Below are 18,225 nucleotides of genomic sequence, written 5' to 3' on the forward strand. Positions count from 1 at the left end.
ACTAACATTTGTTCGGAAAGTGTCGAGAACGATCGAGAAACTTTCGCACTTGTCCACTGGTCGATGGATCGCGACCGAAGGTGCGTCCGGGCCTGCTCCTGTGGGCCTGCTCCTGGCGACGGGGGCGATACCCGGATCCGGCGGTCCAGCCCGGTCTGCGACGGCCGGTGCCTGTCGACGGAGGTGGCCGGCTGGGCGGGGAAGGGAGCCAGGTGTCACACGCCGACTCGGGCGAGGTCGTCGCCGGCCGGGAGAACCCACATGGTGATCCGGCCCGTCCGGTGACGATCTCCTATATCGCGGAGACGGCGGGAGTCTCGATCCCGACGGTGTCGAAGGTGATCAACGGCCGCTCCGGCGTGGCCGCCGACACGCGCGCCAGGGTGGAGGCGCTGATCACCCGGTACGGCTATCGCAGGCCGACGCCCACCACCCGCAGCAACGTGATGGAGCTGGTCTTCGACCAACTGGAGCACATGTGGGGAGTCGAGATCATCCGGGGCGTGGAACGGGTGGCTCGGCAGAACCGGGTCGGCGTGATGTTGACCGAGTTCGGGCCGGAACGCAGCGCGATCCACTACTGGATCGACGACACCCTCGCGCGCCGCCCGGACTGCGTCGTCTCGGTGGCCCAGCTCTCGGACGAGCAACGTGACCAGTTGCGGGCCCGGGGCATCCCGTTCGTGGTCTTCGATCCCACGGTCGAGCTGCCGGACGGGGTTCCCTTCGTCGGGGCGACGAACTGGACCGGTGGCCGGTCGGCGACTCGCCACCTGATCCAGCTGGGTCACCGCCGTGTCGCCACCATCGCCGGCCCGGACAGGGTGCTGTGCTGCCGGGCCAGGTTGGACGGTTACCGGTCGGCGATGGAGGCCGCCGGCCTGTCGGTCGACGCGGATCTCGTCGCTCGTGCCGATCTCACCACCGAGGGTGGTCACACGGTCGCCCTGGGCCTGCTCGACCGTCCGGACCGTCCCACGGCCATCTTCGCCGGCAACGACCTGCAGGCGCTCGGTGTCTATCGGGCGGCGCGCGAGCTGGGCCTGCGGATCCCGGCCGACCTGAGCGTGGTCGGCTTCGACGACCTGCCCATCGCCGCGCTTGTCGAGCCGGCGCTGACCACGGTCCACCAGCCGCTCACGGAGATGGCGGTGGCCGCCACCGAGCTCGCGCTCGCGCTCGGCCGCGGGGAGAAGACCGCGCAGCTCGGCCTCGAACTGGCGACCACCCTCACGGTCCGGGCGAGCACCGCGGTGCCGACCCGCTGAGCGCCGACCGGCAGACTCCGGCGATGTCCCCAGGGGGCGGCGATGTCCCCAGGGGGCACGTGGCACCGGAGGTGTGCGGCGGCGACCGCCTTGGACGGCGGCAGCGGGTGACGTGCCTTTCCGGCAACACCTCGTACCCCGACCCGCGCGTTCGGATGCCGGCCGCTACGACGCGGGTGGCGGGGCGGTGGTGTGTCGGACGACGAGGGTGGGGGAGAGCCTGACCTGTGCGGCGGGTCGCTGCCGGTCGGCGATCCGGTCGAGCAGCAGGCGGGCGGCGTTGGCACCGATCTGGTGATCGGCCTGGTCGACGCTGGTGAGGGAGATGGGCCGGAATGAGGCAAAGGTGGTGTTGTCGTAGCCGGCGACGGAGATGTCCTGGGGCACCCGCAGGCCGGCCTCGGCGATGGCGTCGAGAGCGCCCATGGCGACGATGTCCGCACCGGCGAAGATGGCGGTCGGCCGGACCGGCCGGGCGAGTAGGTGCTGGGCGCCGAGGTAGCCGCCTTCCTGGGTGTAGCTGGTGGAGGCGATGTCGATCTCGTCGGCGAGGCCGCGGGCCCGCATCGCCTGCTGGTATCCGGCGGCGCGGATGGCGTTGGGCATCTCGGCGAGGCAGTCCGGGTCGGTCTCGTGGTGCTCGATGTGCGCGATCCGCCGGTGTCCGAGGTCGACGAGATGGTCCACGACCAGCGCGGCCCCGGTGAAGTCGTCGTCGGCGACGCTGTCGTAGCTGCGCGATCGACCGTGCCGGCCGACGACGACGGTGGGCACGGTCGCGGCGACATGGTCGAGGTGGGCGCGCGTCGAGATCGGCGCGATGAGGATCAGGCCGTCCATGCTGCGGTCGATCATGGCGTGGGTGACCTTCGCCTCGGCCTCCCGGCCGTTGCAGCCCGGCCCGAGCAGGACCTGGTAGTCGGTGTCGGCGAGATGCCCGGTGAGCCCGTCGAGGATCTCGGCGAAGAACGGGTTGCGGATGTTGGGCAGCATCACGCCGATCGTGTAGGTCTGGCCGCGCATGCCCCGCGCGGCGGCGTGCGGGCGGTAGCCGAGTTCGGCGATCGACTGCCGTACCCGGTCGCGCATCCTCGGGCTCACACCGTACGCGTTTCGCAGCACCTTCGAGACCGCGGTCGTGGAGACCTGGGCATGCTGGGCGACATCGATGATGGTGACGCGCCGGGATGGTGGCGCGACGGGGGTGTCCATCCGGGTCCTCCCGGGCAGCCAGGGATGGGGAACGTTGCCCCGGGAGTTTAATCGGTTCATCTCCGCGCCGAACAGGCCGGCCTCTTGACGTCAAACTTGTGAACTCCTAGGGTCAGGCGCAACATCTTGGAAAACGTTGCCCACTTACTCTCCGTGTTGTCATGCCGTGGAAGCCCCTCCGTACGCCGGCCCGGATGAAACGTTCCAAGGAAGTAGATCCGATAGATGACAACTATTCCGAACAGGCGCGACCGGGCACGCCGCCCGGGCTCGGGCGGTACGCCTCCGTGGTGGTTCGTGGTGCCGGCGCTGCTGCTGTTCGCCTTCGTGGTCCTGGTCCCGAGCGTGCGCGGCGTCTACTACGCGTTCACCGACTGGGACGGCCTGAGTCCGGATTTCTCCTGGGTCGGGTTCGGCAACTTCACCACCATGGTCGACGACCCGAACGCCCGGCAGGCGATCTGGCACACCCTGGTCATCGCGGTGGCGATCACGATCATCCAGAACGGCGTCGGTCTGTTGCTCGCGCTCGGTGTCAACACGATGATCAAGTCGCGGAACGTGCTACGGGTGCTCCTGTTCGCTCCCGCGGTGATCACCCCGATCGTGACCGCGTACCTGTGGCGCAACCTGCTGGGACCGGACGGTGCGGTGAACAGCCTGCTCGGCGCGGTCGGGCTGGAGTCGTGGCGGCAGAACTGGCTGGGCGACCCGCAACTGGCGCTCTGGGCGATCGTCGGCGTGATCGTGTGGCAGTTCGCCGGCTACTCGATGGTGATCTTCCTGGCCGGGCTGCAATCGGTGCCGAAGGAGATCTACGAGGCCGCCGCGATCGACGGCACCGGCCCGGTACGCCGGTTCTGGTGGGTGGTCCGGCCCCTGCTCGCACCGGCGTTCACGATCAACCTGATGCTCTCCATCATCGGCGGCATCAAGCTGTTCGACCAGGTGTACGCGCTGACCGGGGGCGGCCCCGGGCACGCCACCGACACGATCTCGACGCTGATCTACAAGGAGGCGTTCACCCTCGGCGAGTTCGGCTACAGCATCGCCCTCGCGGTCGTCCTGACGGTCATCGTCGCGGTCGCCTCGACCAGCCAGTACCTCGTGCTGTCCCGCAGCGAGAGGGCCGCGTCGTGAACCGCTACCGCTGGCGCACGTTCGGCCTGGAGATGGTGATGATCGCCGCCGCGCTTGTCGTCGCCTTCCCGCTCTACGTGCTTGTCAACCTGGCGATCCGGCCCACCTCCGACACCTCGTCACCGATCCGGCCGACCACCAGCCCCACCCTGGACAACCTGACCCAGGCGTGGCAGGAGGGCGGGCTCGGCGGCGCGTTGGCCAACAGCGTGCTGGTGACCACCGCCAGCGTGCTGATCGTCCTCGCGGTCTCCTCGCTGGCGGCCTACCCGCTGGCCCGGGCGACCGCCAGATGGTCGCGGGGAATGTTCCTGTTGATCATGCTGGGGTTGATCCTGCCGTTCCAGCTCGCCTCGCTGCCGCTCTACCAGACGATGCGCGACCTCGGCCTGCTCGGCAGCGTCTGGGCGCTGATCCTGTTCTACGCCGGCCTCCAGGTGCCGTTCACCACGTTCCTCTACGTCGGCTTCATGCGGGCGCTGCCCCGCGACTTCGAGGACGCCGCACTCATCGACGGGTGCCGGCCGCTGGAGGTCTTCCGGTACGTCGTCTTCCCGATGCTCAAGCCGATCACGGTGACCGCCCTGGTGCTCAACGCGATCGCGGTGTGGAACGACTTCTTCACCCCGCTGCTCTACCTCTCCGGCAGCGACCAGCAGACCGTCCCGGTGGCGTTGGCCGGCTTCGTCGGCCAGTTCGTCTCGGACTGGAACCTCATCTTCGCCGCGCTCGTGATCAGCATCGTGCCGATCCTCGCCGTCTACTTCGCGCTGCAACGCAGCATCATCAACGGCTTCGCCGGAGGGCTCAAGGGATGACACCGTACGGCCTGACGACGGAACAGCGGCACGAGCCGCTCGGCCTGGGCGAGCCGCGCCCGAGGCTGTCCTGGAAGCTGGAGTCGACCCGGCGCGGGGCGGCGCAGACCGCGTACCGGATCACCGCCGCCGAACGTGCGGCGGACCTGGACGACCCCGACCGGCTGGTCTGGGACAGCGGGCGCCGCGACTCCGCCGACAGCATCGGCGTGCCGTGGGACGGCCCGGTGCTGCGGTCGGCGACCCGCTACCACTGGCGGGTCGAGGTCTGGGACGAGAGCGGCGTCCTGGCCGGAGGGGCCCAGAGCTGGTTCGAGACGGGCCTGCTGCACCTCGACGACTGGACCGCGGTGTGGGTTGGCCGGGACCCGCTGGCCCTGCCACCGGCCGACCCGCCCGGCGACGACGTGCAGACCGAGTCCTCCCTGGTCGCGCCGCCGCTCTACCTGCGCCACCGTTTCCACCTGGCTTGGCCGCCGGCGCGGGCACGCCTCTACGCGACCGCCCGTGGCGTCTACGAACCGAGGCTCAACGGCGTGCGTGTCGGCGACCTGGAACTCGCGCCCGGCTGGACCGAGTACCACCGCCGGCAGCAGTACCAGACCTACGACGTCACCGACCAGGTACGCGAGGGCGCCAACGTCCTCGCGGCGATCGTCGCGGACGGCTGGTGGTGCGGGTTCGTCGGCTTCGACGCCCGCCGCCCGGCCCGGCACTACGGCGACCAGCCCGCCCTCCTGGCCCAGCTGGTCGTCGACTTCACCGACGGCTCCCGGCAGGTGATCGCCACCGGTCCGGGCTGGACCGAGCGGTCGGGGGCGATCCGGGTCGCCGACCTGCTGATGGGTGAGCAGGTCGACGCCCGCCGGCACGTGCCCGGCTGGGACACCGTCGGCGAGCCCGACGGGTTCGTGCCGGCGGGAATCCTGGACACCGTGCCCGGCCCGCTGGTGGCCGAGCCGGACGAGCCGATCCGGGTCACCCGGGAGCTGCCCGCCCTCCAGGTCCGGCGGGCCGGGCCGGACCGGTACGTCGTCGACTTCGGCCAGAACCTGGTCGGCCGGGTCCGCCTCACCCTCCGCGACGCCGGGCCCGGCCGGCGGATCGTGCTGCGCCACGCCGAGGTCCTCGACGGCGGCGGCGATCTGTACGTGGACAACCTGCGCCGGGCCCGGGCCACCGACGTCTACGTCGCCGCCGGTGGTCCGGCGGAGGTCTTCGAGCCCCGGTTCACCTTCCACGGCTTCCGCTACCTGGAGGTCGACAACCATCCGGGTGAGCTGCGGCCGGCGGACGTGACCGCCCGGGTACTGCACAACGACACCCCGTTCACCGGCCGGTTCGAGTGCTCCGACCCGACGGTCAACCAGCTGCAGTCGAACATCGCCTGGGGGCAGCGGGGCAACTTCCTGGCCGTACCGACCGACTGCCCGCAGCGTGACGAGCGGCTGGGCTGGCTCGCCGACGCGCAGATCTTCGCGCCCACCGCGAGCCGGAACGCCGACGTCTCCGCGTTCTTCGCCCGCTGGCTGCGTGACGTGGTCGACGGCCAGGACCCCGACGGCGCGTTCCGGGACGTCGCCCCGGTCGTCTCCGTCACCCGCGAGGCCGCACCGGCCTGGGGCGACGCGGGCGTGATCGTCCCCTGGCACCTGTGGCGCAGCTACGGCGACCGCCGCACCCTGGAGCGCAGCTTCGACGCGATGCTCGGCTGGGTCCGCCACGTGCGCCGGCACAATCCGGACCTGCGGTGGCGGCACCGCACCGGCAACTCCTACGGCGACTGGCTCCAGGTCGACGCGACCACTCCCCGGGACGTGCTGGCGACGGCGTACTTCGCGCACAGCGCCCAGCTCGTCGCCGAGGCGGCGCAGGTGCTGGGCCGGCACGACGAGGCGACCGAGATGCGGTCCCTGCACGACGGCATCCACGCCGCGTTCGTCGAATCCTATGTGGATGACGACGGGGTCGTCGAGGGCGGCACCCAGACCGGGTACCTGCTCGCGCTGGCGTTCGGTCTGCTGCCGCGCCGGCTGGTGCCGGCGGCGGTCGGACACCTCGCCGCCGACATCGAGAAGCGGGACCACCGCCTCACCACCGGGTTCGTCGGGGTGGCGCTGCTCTGCCCGGTACTGGCCGAGCACGGCCGCGCCGACCTGGCCTACGCCCTGCTGCACCAGGACGGGTACCCGTCCTGGGGCTACTCGATCCGGCACGGCGCCACCACGATCTGGGAGCGCTGGGACGGCTGGACCGACCACGCCGGGTTCCAGTCCCCGGCGATGAACTCGTTCAACCACTACAGCCTCGGCAGCGTCGGCGACTGGCTCTACGGCCGGGTCGCCGGCATCGACCAGACCGCCTCGTCGGTGGCGTACCGGGAACTTCTGCTCCGCCCGCTGCCCGGCGGCCGGCTCGGCTGGGCCCGCGCGGAGCAGGAGACCGTACGGGGACGGGTCGCCTGCGGCTGGTCCATCGAAGAGGGCCGGATCACCGTGACCGTCACGGTGCCCCCCGGCAGCACCGCACTGCTGGAGATACCGACCTCCGACCCGGACAGCGTCCGTGAGGACGTCGCACCCGTGGCCGGCCGGCCGGGAGTTCTCGGGGTCGAGCCGGCAGCCGTGGGGGTCACCCTGCGGCTGGCGTCCGGCCGCTACACCGTCAGCGCCGCGGCACCCGGCGCGACCACCCAACCCGCTCCTTCCCCCATGGAGACACCATGAAGATACGCACCCTTCCGGCCGTGGCAGCGGCCGTCACCGCGGCGGCCCTGCTCGCCGCGTGCAGCAGCGGCACCAACGCCGGCTCCGGCGACGACAACACCCTGACCCTCGCCTCGGTCGACCAGGGCTCGATCGAGGACGTCGTCAAGGCATTCGAGGCCGCCAACCCCGGCGTTAAGGTCAACTTCACCACCAGCGGCGCCGACCAGTACCAGCAGCAGATCCGCACCCAGCTCGCCTCCGGCACCGCCCCGGACGTGATGACGGTCTGGCCCGGCAACGGCAACCCCGGCGCCACGTACGTGCTGGCCGAGCCCGGCTACCTGCTGGACCTCTCCGACCAGCCGTGGGCGGCCAAGCTGCCGGACGCGGTCCGCAGCGTCGCGCAGTACGAGGGCAGGACCTACAACGCGCTCTTCGGCCTCAACGGCATCGGCGCCCTCTACAACGAGCAGGCCATGGAGAAGGCCGGCCTGCAGCCGCCGGGCACCTGGACCGACCTGCTGGCCTTCTGCAGGGCCGCCGCCGCCAAGGGCACCCCCGCGTTCGCCCTCGGCATCCAGGACAACTGGGTCACCCAACTCGCCCTGTACGCGCTGGTCGCCACCACCGTCTACGCCGCCGACCCGGACTTCGACACCAGGATGCAGGCCGGGCAGGCCACCTTCGCCAACTCGCCGTGGACGACCGCGATGGCGAAGTACCAGGAGATGAACGCCGGCGGCTGCTTCCAGAAGAATCCGCTCGGCACCAGCTACGAGGCCAGCCAGGAACTCGCCGCCACCGGCAAGACGCTCGGCATCATCCAGGGCAACTGGGTCGTCGCCCTGCTCAAGGGCAAGAACCCGGCCAGCACCTACGTGCTCAAGCCGCTGCCGGCCACCGACGACCCCGCCTCGTTCTTCATGCCCGCCGCGGCCGGCGCCGGCTACGGCGTGAACGCCAAGGCGAAGAACAAAGACCTCGCGCTGAAGTTCGTCAACTTCGTCATGTCGCCGGAGGGCATGAAGGTGTTCAACGGCAAGCAGGGCAGCCTGCCCTCCCTGCCGGACAGCGGCTCCGCCGTGGACCCCGGCATCGCCGAACTGAACACCTTCATCCAGGAGAACCGGACCGTGCCGTTCATGGACCAGCTCTGGCCCAACGCCAAGGTGCAGCAGACCATGCTCTCCGGCCTTCAGGAAATCTTCAGCAACCAGTCCACCCCGGACAAGGTTCTCGCCGCGATGGACGCCGACTACAAGTCCGGCAGCTAGCCCCGACATCCCATCCCGGCCCCGCCGGCCGGGTCACTCCGGCGGGGCCACCCCGGCGCGCACGGGCCGGGCACGTGATGCCGCGTGTTCCGGTGCGGTCGCGCAACGGTGCGACACGTCCGCCGTACGGCACCACCAGCAGACCGATCAGACGCAGGACGGCTCCGCCGGCGCCTGAACGTGGCCGGCGACAAGGGAGGGCAGCAGTGTCATCAGTCAGAAATCGTCGGCGCATGCTGACGGGAGTGGGGATGTGCCTGACCCTGCTCGCGCCGCAGGCGCTCAGCGCCACCCCCGCCGCCGGGCACGCCGGCGGCCGACCTCACGTCGAGGTGGTGAACCTGCAGGTCGACGGCCGCCACGACGCACCGCTCGGCATCGACAATCCCACCCCGACCCTCGGCTGGCAGATCGCCGAGACACGGCGCGCCGCAAGCCACCCGTGCCACCGGCGGCACTCCCGGGCGGCCTGCCCCGGCGACCGGCAGACCGCCTACCAGATCCGGGCGGCGGGCAGCGTGCGCGACCTCCAGCGTGGCCGGCTCCTCTGGGACTCCGGCAAGATCACCTCCGACCGGCAGACCGGCATCCCCTACGCCGGCCGGCCACTCGCCTCCCGCCAGCAGGTGGTCTGGCAGGTCCGCGTCTGGGACGCCGACCGTCGGCCCTCCGACTGGAGCCGGACGTCCGGCTGGGAACTGGGCCTGCTCTCGCCCTCGGACTGGGGGACGGCACGCTGGATCGAGTACCCGGGCCGCACCGAGGCCCAGCCGATGCCGATCCTGGCCCGCCAGTTCACCGTCGACCGCCGCCGCACGATAACCGGCGCCCGGCTCTACCTCTCCGGCGTCGGCCTGCACAAGCCCACGCTCAACGGCCGCACCCTCACCGACGAGGTACTCGCCCCCGGCAACTCCAACTACCAGCTCTCCAGCGAGTACCGCAGCTATGACGTCACAGGGGATCTGCGCAGGGGCGGCAACACCCTCGGCGTCCAGCTCGGCAACGGCCCCGCGTACGTGCGCCGCAGCGTCACCAACCCTGCGGTCGGCCGCACCGCACCGTACTCGTGGTGGCAGAGCCAGCTCAAGGGCAGTGGCGCGCTGGTCGCCGACGTCGAGACCGGTGCGACCACCGTGAAGCTGGACAGCGTCGCCAACTACCACGTCGGCGGCACGATCAACGTCGACACCGGTGAGGGCGGCGACCGCCTGGAGTCCCGGGTCATCACCGCGATCGGCACCGCCGGCACCGACGGCACCGGGATCAGCTTCACGCCGGGGCTGGCCAAGCCGCACACCGCCGGCGCGCTGGTGACCGGATCGGGCAACAACATCGCGGCCAGCGACGCGAGCGCCGGCGCGGCCGTCACCCCGCGCCTGATCGCCCGCCTGGAGATCTCGTACGCCGGCGGCGGCCGCGACGTCGTCGTCTCCGACCGTCGCTGGCGCGCCGCACTCGGGCCGTTGGTCACCGACGCCTGGTACTCCGGCGCCGACTACGACGCCCGCCGTGAGCAGCCCGGCTGGGACCAGCCCGGCGCCGACCTCTCCGCTACCGCGAAGCGCCGCGACGGCACCGCCACCGGCTGGGTCGACGCGGGCATCGCCCCGCCGCCGAACCTGGCCACCAGGCTTGTCGCCCGCGCCGCCGAGCCGGTGAAGGTCGTCGAGACGTTCACCCCGGTGTCGGTGACCAGTCCCGCCCCCGGCACCTGGGTCTTCGACTTCGGGCAGAACATCGTCGGCTGGCCCCAACTGCGGCTCAAGGGAACACCCGCCGGCACCACCGTGCGGATGTCCCCGGCCGAGTCACTCGCCCCGGACGGCACCGTCGACCAGGCGTCGCTGCGCGGCGGTGGCGGCAGCCGGGGCGTCGACCTGTTCAACACCTACACCACGGCGGGGTTGCCGGGCGGGGAGACCTGGCATCCGGACTTCAACTACTTCGGAATGCAGTGGGTCCAGGTCACCGGACTGCCCGAGGGGTACGTACCCACCAAGGACACGATCAGGGGCCTGCGGTTGCAGGCGGCCACGCCGGTCGCCGGTGAGGTGGTCACCTCGAACGCCCGGATCAACCGGATCAACAAGATGGCCCGCTACTCCTTCGCCGGCAACATCATGTCGGTCTTCACCGACTGCCCGGGCCGGGAGAAGCTCTCCTATCCGGCGGACTACACCATGCCGATGGGTGCGATCCACCGCAACCACCAACTCGCCGCATACCTGCGCACCACCATGCACCACCTGGTCGAGGGGCAGTCCCGGGCGGACACCCCGATGTTCGGCAACGTGGCCCTCAAGACCCCGGTGTACGACTGGGGCTACAGCGGCCGGTTCGGCGACGAGATCAACTGGGGCAACGCCATCGTCCTCGTACCGGCGATGCTGTACGAGCTCTACGGCGACACCCAGACGATGGCCCGCTACTACGACCAGATGGTGACCTTCGCCGACTACATCCAGCGGGAGAAGGCCGGCACCGGCGCGGACGCGCACATCGTCGACGCCGCCCTCGCCGACTGGGTCTCGGCCGAGCAGACCTCCGGCCGGATCACCGGCACCTGGGGGTACTACACGATGATCAACAAGCTCGCCATGATGGCGCGGCTGACCGGGCACGGCGCCGACGCCGAGAGATACTCGGCGCTGGCCGCGGAGATCAGGACCGCCTTCAACAGCCACTTCTACAACACCACGCTGCGCCGCTACACCGCGACCGGCGACGCCGGCACCGCCGGCGCCACCCAGGCGGCGCAGGCCCTGGCTCTCGACGCCGGCCTGGTGCCGGAGAGCGAGCGGGGTGCCGTGCTGGACGCGCTTGTCGAGCTCGTCTACGCGTTCCACCCGAACGGCGACGGACCGCACTTCAGCGGCGGCACGATCGGCATGGCGCCGACCGTACGGGCGCTGGCCGCGGCGGGCCGCGACGACGTGCTGTGGGATCTGCTGCAGGAGGACGAGCAGCCCAGCTACGGCTATTTCATGGAATCCACCACCGCCAACCCGGGCGGCATGACGACGATGGGAGAGCGGTGGAACCGTGGCGACTCGAAGAACCACATGATCCTGGCCCAGATCGAGGAGTGGTTCCACAGCGGTATCGCCGGCATCCGGGAGGCCGCCGGATCGACGGCGTACCGGAAGCTGGTCTTCCAGCCGAAGATCGTCGGTGACCTGACCTACGCCAGGGGCAGCTACCGCACCCCGGCCGGCGAGGCACGCGCCGAATGGCGCAGGAGCGAGCGGTCGTTCCGGCTCACGGTCACCGTCCCCACCAACACCAGCGCCGAGGTATGGGTACCGATCCGGGGCGGCCGGATGGCCGGCACCCCGGACCGGGCCGACCTCGTCCGCGTCGAGGACGGCTACGCCGTCTACCGGGTCGGCTCCGGCACCTACACCTTCACCACCGTCAACACGTGACGCCGCGTGGCCCGGCCCGCCGTCCGGCGGGCCGGGCCACGCCCTTCCCGGATCGGAGCATCGTGGGCGTCGACTTCCCGGCCGACTTCCTGTGGGGCAGCGCCACCTCGGCGCACCAGGTCGAGGGCGGCAACGTCAACAGCGACTGGTGGGACTTCGAACACGACCCGCGCACCGCCGCCCGGGAACCCTCCGGCGACGCCATCGACCACTACCACCGGTACGGCGAGGACTTCGCCCTGCTCGCCTCCCTCGGCCACAACGCCCACCGCCTCTCCGTCGAGTGGGCACGCGTCGAACCGGCGCCCGGTGAGTTCAGCCGCGCCGCCGTCGGCCACTACCGGCGGGTACTCACCGCGCTGGCCGGCACCGGCATGACCGCGTTCGTGACCCTGCACCACTTCACGCTCCCGCGTTGGTTCGCCGCCGCCGGCGGTTGGCTCGCCCCCGACGCCGTCGACGTGTTCGCCCGCTACTGCCGGTACGTCGCAGGCGAGCTCGGCGACCTGATGCCGTACGTGTGCACCGTCAACGAGCCGCAGATGGTGGCGCTGCACGGCTACCTGGAGGGCTACCACCCGCCCGGGATCACCAACCCCGTCCTGTGGAAACGGGCCGGCCGTACCCTGCTGGCCGCGCACCACGCCGCCGTGCGCGCCGTCCGCGACGCGGCACCGCGGTCCCGGGTCGGCCTCGCGGTGAACCTGCCGCTGCTCGCGCCGATCCGGGACGACGACGCGTGCCACGCCTTCTGTCGCCTCATGCGCCACGAGATCGTCGACCTGTACCTCGACGGCCTCACCGGACCCGATCGCGGCGACTGGCTCGGGGTGCAGTACTACCGCAAGCAGTGGGTCGACCCCGCCGCACCCACGTTCTTCGCCGACCCACCCGACCGGTTCACCCGCACCCAGATGGGCTGGGCCAACTACCCGGACGGGCTGCGGCAGGTGCTGCACCGCGCCGCCCGGACCGGCCTGCCCCTCTACGTCACCGAGAACGGCATCGCCACCGAAGACGACGCCGAACGGATCGACTACCTGCGCACCCATCTCGCCGCGCTCGCCCGGGCGCGTGCCGAAGGTGTCGACGTACGCGGTTACCTGCACTGGTCCGCCTTCGACAACTTCGAGTGGAGCGAAGGATACCGTCCGAAGTTCGGTCTCATCGCCGTCGACCACGCCAACGACCTCGCGCGGACTCCCAGGCCCAGCGCCCACGCCTTCGCCAGGATCGCGGCCACCGGACGCCTGGACACGACGGGCGGTTAGCGGACCTGCCGCCGGAAGCCGGATCACTGCCGCTTCCGACGGATCGTCAGCGCCCGCGGCGGCGGTGCTCAGCGCGGAGGGGACAGCGCGCGGGGCTCGTAGCTGAGGTGTTCCACCCGGACACGGGTGGACGTCGGCCGACCGTTGCTGGTGGCGTAGACGCCGAGCCAGACTCCGGTGAACCCGCCGGTGGCAGTGCTGTCCAGAGTCGTCCCGTCGGCAACCGCGACGAGTCCGGGCTCGCCGCCGTCGGGGGCGGCGAGCAGCGCGTACTCCTGCCCGCGCGTGCTGACGACCAGGGTCACCGGACCGTCGGGCGCTGGCGTGGGTAGTTCACCGATAACGGTCTCGACGTCGGCGCGCCGGTGCATGGCGCGTACCCGCCGGGTGCCGTCGTCGCCGGCGGTGATGGCGAGCGTCACGTGGTCGCGCTCGTTCTGCCGCACCACCAGTCCTGCCTCCTCCCCGGGCGCCAGGGGAGCGACGACGACGGCGCGTGCGTCGACGTCCTGGTGCTGCTGGCGTATGCCCAGGAATGCCGGCGTGATCGGCTCGGTCAGGGTGGCCGGCCGCACCGCGAGCGTCCAGCCCTGGCCGTCCGGGGTGGCGAACTCCGTCGCCGGCCCGCGGAGCGACGTCCAGCGCAGGCTTCCCGGCGGTACGACACCGGAGGTGGAGCCCTGCGCCTCGCCCGGCCTCGGCTCACCGGCGAACGGCACCTCGACCTCGTCCGGGATCCGGCCGACGCCGGGGGCGAACACCGGCCACCCGTCCTCCCAGACCACGGGCACGAGAAACGTCTCGCGGCCCAGGTTGTAGTGGTATCCGCCGTACGGTCGCATGCCGAGCAGTACCGCCCACCACGAGCCGTCCACGGCCTGCACGAGGTCGGCATGCCCGACACCGACGATCTCCATGCCCCGCCCCAGGTGCCGGTGGGTGAGCACCGGGTTGGACCTGTTCCCCACGTACGGCCCGGTCACCGACTCGGCCCGGGCCACCGACGTCGCGTGGTGGAACTCGGTGCCGCCCTCCGCGGCGAGCAGGTAGTAGGCGCCGTCCACCTTGTACAGGTGCGGGCCCTCGGCCCACACGGCACCGAGCACCGCGCCGTGCCAGATCACGTGCTCGGTGCCGGTGAGTTTCCTGCTGACCGGATCGAGCTCGCGCACCCACACCTCGGTCTGCCCGGGCCACGTCGGCTCGCGCGCCGGGCGGGTGCCGTGCAGCCAGACGCGGCCGTCGTCGTCGAAGAAGATGGACGGGTCGATGCCGTCCTCGTCCAGCCACACCGGGTCAGACCATGGGCCAGCCGGGTCGGTCGCGGTGACCACGAAGTTTCCGCCCGGCTCCCCGTCGGGGGTGCCGACCAGGGTGCACACGACCCAGAAGACGCCGTCGTGGTGCCGGATCGTGGGGGCGAACAGGCCGTGCGAGTAGCGCAGCCCCTGGTAGTCGAGCTGGCCGGGTCGATCTATCACGTGCCCCACCTGCTGCCAACTCACCAGGTCGGTGCTGTGGAAGACGGGCAGGCCGGGAAAGTATTCGAACGTCGAGGTCACCAGGTAGAACGAGTCACCCACCCGGCAGACCGACGGGTCGGGATAGCACCCGGGAAGGATCGGGTTGCGCACGCGGGCCACGCGGTTCACCGTACCCGGGCGAATGGCCGGGCGGGCCCGGCACAAGGCCGGGCCCGCCGTTGCGCCCGTCTGGTCCTGTGTCAGCGTTGCAGTGTCAGTAGGCCGGGTCGGTAGGGCAGGAGGCCGTACTGGCCGCCGGAGTTGGGGTCACGTCCCTGGTAGAGCAGCTGCAGGTTGCAGGGGTCGACGGTCATGGTCTGGTCGGCGTTGCTGCGGATGAGTTCGCCGTGGCTGATGTCGTTGGTCCAGGTGGCGCCGCTGTTGGCTCTGCCGGCGAAGGGGCTGCTCTCGGAGGTGGCCTGTGGGGTCCAGGTGCCGCCGAGGCTGGTGGCGGTGAAGGAGCGGAAGTAGCGGCCGTTCGCGCCGATCGCCTCGACGAGCATGAGGTACCGGTTCTGGCCCTGGAGTTTGTAGACCTGGACGCCTTCGAAGAGGTTGTTCTGCGAATCGGTCATGATCGTGGCGTAGTTCGAGCCGAAGCTGCCCGGGAAGTTCCCGATCGGCATGCTCGCCCGGTAGATCCGGCCGTTGTCCCCGGCGAAGAAGAGGTACATGTTGGTGCTGTCGCCGATGAGCGCCTGATCGATCGGACCGGTGCTGGAGTTGGAGATACTGCCGGTGAAGAGTGTCTGGTGCGCCGACCAGCTGTTCACGTTGGTGGGGTCGGTCGAGGTCCGGTAGGAGAAGGCGGGCCCACCCCACTGGTAGGCCAGCACCCAGATGTTGCGCGGGGCGAAGTAGAACAGCGACGGCGCGACAGCGGAGAACGGCATCGCGTTCTGGCTGGCCGAGGCCATGTCGGACCAGTTCGTGAAGAGGCCGAAGTTCATCGAACTCCACGTCGTTCCGCTGTCGTGCGTGGTCGCGTAGACGAGTTGCCGGCCGTTGTAGGGGGCGTGGGTGAAGTCCTTCAGTGAGACCCACCCCGACCTCGGTTGCGCCAGCGGGCCCGTCGACGACCAACGGTACGACGACGGCAGATTGCACGTGCCGGTCGGCGGCGGGGTGGTGGGTGGTGCCGTGGTCGGTGGCGGCGTGGTGGGTGGTGCCGTGGTGGGTGGCGGCGTGGTGGGTGGCGGCGTGGTGGGTGGTGCGGTGGTGGGTGGTGCCGTGGTCGGCGTTGTGCTGCCGGTACACGTCACGCCGTTCACGGCGAAGCTCGTCGGTGCCGGGTTGCTGCCCGTCCACGACCCGTTGAAGCCGAACGACGCCGTGCCGTTGGTCGGCACCGAACCGTTGTAGCTCACGTTCCTGGCGGTCACCGCCGAGCCGCTCTGGGTCAGTGACGTGTTCCACGCCTGCGTCACCGTCTGCCCGGCGCCGAACGACCACGTCAACGTCCAACCGGTCAACGGATCACCCAGGTTCGTGATCGTCACGTTGGCGCCGAAGCCGCCCGGCCATTGCGACGAGACGGCATAGTTCACTGAACAGCCTGCGGCTGCGGCGCCGGCCGGCACCGCCACGACAACCGCCGCCGACGCCAGCAACGCGACGCCAGCCGATGCCAGGGCAACATTGGTAGATCTGAGTCTGGCCACAAGACACTCCTGACGAAATGAGGGTGATGCATTCATTCACTTCATGCGTATATCGCCGATATCTGCGAGGTGCGCAGGTCGGGCCCGGCATTGGCCGGACCCGTCCGGAGCGGTGTGTTCAGCTGCAGGTGTTGCCGTTGAGGGTGAAGCCGTTCGGTGGGGTGTCGTTGCCGTTGTGGCTGGCTTGGTAGCCGATGGTGGTGGAGCTTCCGGGTGGGATGGAGGCGTTGTAGCTGGCGTTTGTTGCGGTGATCTGGCCGTTGGTTGGTGTGTAGGTGGCGTTCCAGCCGGAGGTGATGGTCTGTCCGGGGGCGAGGGTGAATCTCAGCGACCAGCCGTTGACGGCGCTGGTGCCGGTGTTGGTGATGGTGAGGTTGGCGGTCAGGCCGGTGTTCCATGCGTTGATCGAGGTGGTGACCCGGCAGGTTCCGGTGCCGGTGGGTGGGGTGGTCGGCGGGACGGTGGGTGGTGTGGTGGTGGGTGGTGTGGTGGTGGGTGGGGTGGTGGGTGGAACGGTTGGTGGTGTGGTGGGGTTGGTGGTGGGTGGGGTGGTGGGGGTGGTGGTGCTTTCGGTGATGGTGATGGTGGAGATGCTGCGGGCGGGGACGGTGATGGTCGCCTGTCCGTCGCTGAGGTTGACTGGTTGTGACGCGGCGCCCTGGTTCTGCGAGGTGGCGGTGTATTCGGCGGTGGAGATGCTTCGCGGCGTCTGGACGACGACGTTGTTGACCGTGTTGTTCGAACGGTTCAGCATCACCAGTGTGGTTTTGCCCCGGCCCTGGTAGGCGGTGACTTCCAGTGCCGAGGTCCGCGAACTCTTCGACAGGGCGACGCGTCGGTCGCCGGGGCGGACGTATTTGGCGTATTGCGAGAATGCCTGGCCGCGCCGCAGGACTGTGCCTTTTGTGGTGCCGTACTGGGCGTCGCCGTCGCCGATGAAGGAGTAGAAGCGGCGTCCGTACCACCAGACGTAGGCGCTCCAGCCGGATTCCATGGATCGGTGTACGGTGCGCATGATGTCGTCGAGGGTTTCGTTCCAGACGGCGGCGTTGCTGGGGTTGCCCCAGATGTTCGAACCGTTGCCGTCGGCGGCGTGCAGGTTCCATTCGGTCATCCACTGGTTCTTGCCGTGCTGGGTGGCCAGTGGGTAGGGGGAGAGGTTGCCGCTGTTCTCGGCGTCGTAGAGGTGCCCGCCGACGTAGCCGATGGTGTTGCGGGCGGTGGGGTCCTGCAGTGTGGGGTCGGTGTAGGCGCGGTTGAATCGTAGGGACTCGCCCACCATGAGGCTGGTGTCCCTGACCTTCGCGCCCTGGTCGCGGACCCAGTTGCGCATTTCGGTGCCGGTCCAGTCCATCGAGTCGTAGTTGGGGTGCCAGTCCGGTTCGTTCTGCACGGAGGTCACGTCGATCGTGACGCCCTGACCCTTCATGTATTGCACGTAGCTGTTCAGGTGGTTGGCGTAGTCGTCGTAGTAGTCGGTGCGTAGTTTCCCGCCGTTGACCCGGCTGTTGTTCGTCTTGAAGTTCGCCGGCGCCGTCCACGGCGAGGCGAGGATCTTGACATCGGAGCCGTACGACTTCGCTGTCCGCAGGCTGGCCGCGTACAGGCCCCACTCGCTGGACACCGGCGAGATCACCGTCCGGACGATCGACATACCGAGCTGACCCGGACCCAGACCCACCAGGGTCTGCGTCTCACTGTCCGTCCACGGGCCACCGGAACCGTTGAAGATCGGCGTCGCCGCACCGAACCCGTCGATCGTCTGGAACGACGAGCCGGTGTTCACGGTGAGGTCAGGCGTCGCCGCCAACAGCGGCGGAGCGGTCAGCGCTCCTCCCGCGATCGTCACCAGGGCGGTCGCCGCAGCCACCACCACAACCCGAAACTTCTTCACAATCTCACTCCACAAACTCGTCTAGGAC

11 protein-coding genes are annotated in these 18,225 nt (G+C 70.1%); 7 read left to right on the forward strand and 4 right to left on the reverse strand.

What is annotated here, in order from left to right; translation table 11 throughout:
• Nucleotides 1-212 precede the first annotated feature (212 nt).
• A complete protein-coding gene (locus ACN27G_RS32160; RefSeq protein WP_421496419.1) occupies nucleotides 213-1,268 on the forward strand; it encodes a LacI family DNA-binding transcriptional regulator in 1,056 nt (351 codons plus the stop codon).
• 165 nt (nucleotides 1,269-1,433) lie between these two features.
• On the opposite strand, the gene ACN27G_RS32165 is transcribed toward ACN27G_RS32160, so the two are convergent.
• Nucleotides 1,434-2,480, reverse strand: coding sequence for a LacI family DNA-binding transcriptional regulator (locus ACN27G_RS32165; RefSeq protein WP_421496420.1), 1,047 nt, complete (start codon nucleotides 2,478-2,480; stop codon nucleotides 1,434-1,436).
• Between the two features lie 225 nt (nucleotides 2,481-2,705).
• Here ACN27G_RS32165 and ACN27G_RS32170 point away from each other — a divergent pair, with 225 nt between their 5' ends.
• The 6 genes from ACN27G_RS32170 to ACN27G_RS32195 all read left to right on the forward strand — a co-directional run bounded on the left by ACN27G_RS32170 (nucleotide 2,706) and on the right by ACN27G_RS32195 (nucleotide 13,119).
• Nucleotides 2,706-3,620 carry a carbohydrate ABC transporter permease gene (locus ACN27G_RS32170; protein WP_421496421.1) on the forward strand — a complete coding sequence of 305 codons (915 nt, stop codon included), beginning with the start codon at nucleotides 2,706-2,708 and terminating at the stop codon, nucleotides 3,618-3,620.
• Nucleotides 3,617-4,438, forward strand: a complete 822-nt coding sequence (locus ACN27G_RS32175) for a carbohydrate ABC transporter permease (RefSeq protein WP_421496422.1) — start codon at nucleotides 3,617-3,619, stop codon at nucleotides 4,436-4,438. Before ACN27G_RS32170 ends, ACN27G_RS32175 begins: the two co-directional genes overlap by 4 nt.
• Nucleotides 4,435-7,164 carry a family 78 glycoside hydrolase catalytic domain gene (locus tag ACN27G_RS32180; protein ID WP_421496423.1) on the forward strand — a complete coding sequence of 910 codons (2,730 nt, stop codon included), beginning with the start codon at nucleotides 4,435-4,437 and terminating at the stop codon, nucleotides 7,162-7,164. Before ACN27G_RS32175 ends, ACN27G_RS32180 begins: the two co-directional genes overlap by 4 nt.
• A complete protein-coding gene (locus tag ACN27G_RS32185; RefSeq protein WP_421496424.1) occupies nucleotides 7,161-8,420 on the forward strand; it encodes an ABC transporter substrate-binding protein in 1,260 nt (419 codons plus the stop codon). Before ACN27G_RS32180 ends, ACN27G_RS32185 begins: the two co-directional genes overlap by 4 nt.
• A gap of 233 nt (nucleotides 8,421-8,653) precedes the next feature.
• Nucleotides 8,654-11,848, forward strand: coding sequence for a family 78 glycoside hydrolase catalytic domain (locus ACN27G_RS32190; protein WP_421496425.1), 3,195 nt, complete (start codon nucleotides 8,654-8,656; stop codon nucleotides 11,846-11,848).
• Nucleotides 11,845-13,119 (forward strand): glycoside hydrolase family 1 protein, encoded by a 1,275-nt coding sequence (locus ACN27G_RS32195; RefSeq protein ID WP_421496426.1) that lies wholly within the window; start codon nucleotides 11,845-11,847, stop codon nucleotides 13,117-13,119. The genes ACN27G_RS32190 and ACN27G_RS32195 overlap by 4 nt, the downstream gene beginning before the upstream one ends.
• Before the next feature lie 68 nt (nucleotides 13,120-13,187).
• On the opposite strand, the gene ACN27G_RS32200 is transcribed toward ACN27G_RS32195, so the two are convergent.
• From ACN27G_RS32200 to ACN27G_RS32210, 3 genes are all read right to left on the reverse strand, one after another.
• Nucleotides 13,188-14,762 (reverse strand): glycoside hydrolase family 43 protein, encoded by a 1,575-nt coding sequence (locus ACN27G_RS32200; RefSeq protein WP_421496427.1) that lies wholly within the window; start codon nucleotides 14,760-14,762, stop codon nucleotides 13,188-13,190.
• An 80-nt stretch (nucleotides 14,763-14,842) separates the two neighbouring features.
• Nucleotides 14,843-16,339, reverse strand: coding sequence for a non-reducing end alpha-L-arabinofuranosidase family hydrolase (locus ACN27G_RS32205; protein ID WP_421496428.1), 1,497 nt, complete (start codon nucleotides 16,337-16,339; stop codon nucleotides 14,843-14,845).
• A gap of 82 nt (nucleotides 16,340-16,421) precedes the next feature.
• Nucleotides 16,422-18,197 carry a cellulose binding domain-containing protein gene (locus tag ACN27G_RS32210; protein WP_421496429.1) on the reverse strand — a complete coding sequence of 592 codons (1,776 nt, stop codon included), beginning with the start codon at nucleotides 18,195-18,197 and terminating at the stop codon, nucleotides 16,422-16,424.
• Nucleotides 18,198-18,225: the final 28 nt, after the last annotated feature.

Source organism: Plantactinospora sp. WMMB334, assembly GCF_049179095.1.
Classification (GTDB): domain Bacteria; phylum Actinomycetota; class Actinomycetes; order Mycobacteriales; family Micromonosporaceae; genus Plantactinospora.

Bases quoted from the DNA above. Each gene is read 5' to 3' on its own strand.
- ACN27G_RS32165 (WP_421496420.1), bottom strand. From the start codon at position 2,480: ATGGACACCCCCGTCGCGCCACCATCCCGGCGCGTCACCATCATCGAT.
- ACN27G_RS32170 (WP_421496421.1), top strand. From the start codon at position 2,706: ATGACAACTATTCCGAACAGGCGCGACCGGGCACGCCGCCCGGGCTCG.
- ACN27G_RS32180 (WP_421496423.1), top strand. From the start codon at position 4,435: ATGACACCGTACGGCCTGACGACGGAACAGCGGCACGAGCCGCTCGGC.
- ACN27G_RS32185 (WP_421496424.1), top strand. From the start codon at position 7,161: ATGAAGATACGCACCCTTCCGGCCGTGGCAGCGGCCGTCACCGCGGCG.
- ACN27G_RS32190 (WP_421496425.1), top strand. From the start codon at position 8,654: ATGCTGACGGGAGTGGGGATGTGCCTGACCCTGCTCGCGCCGCAGGCG.
- ACN27G_RS32205 (WP_421496428.1), bottom strand. From the start codon at position 16,339: ATGAATGCATCACCCTCATTTCGTCAGGAGTGTCTTGTGGCCAGACTC.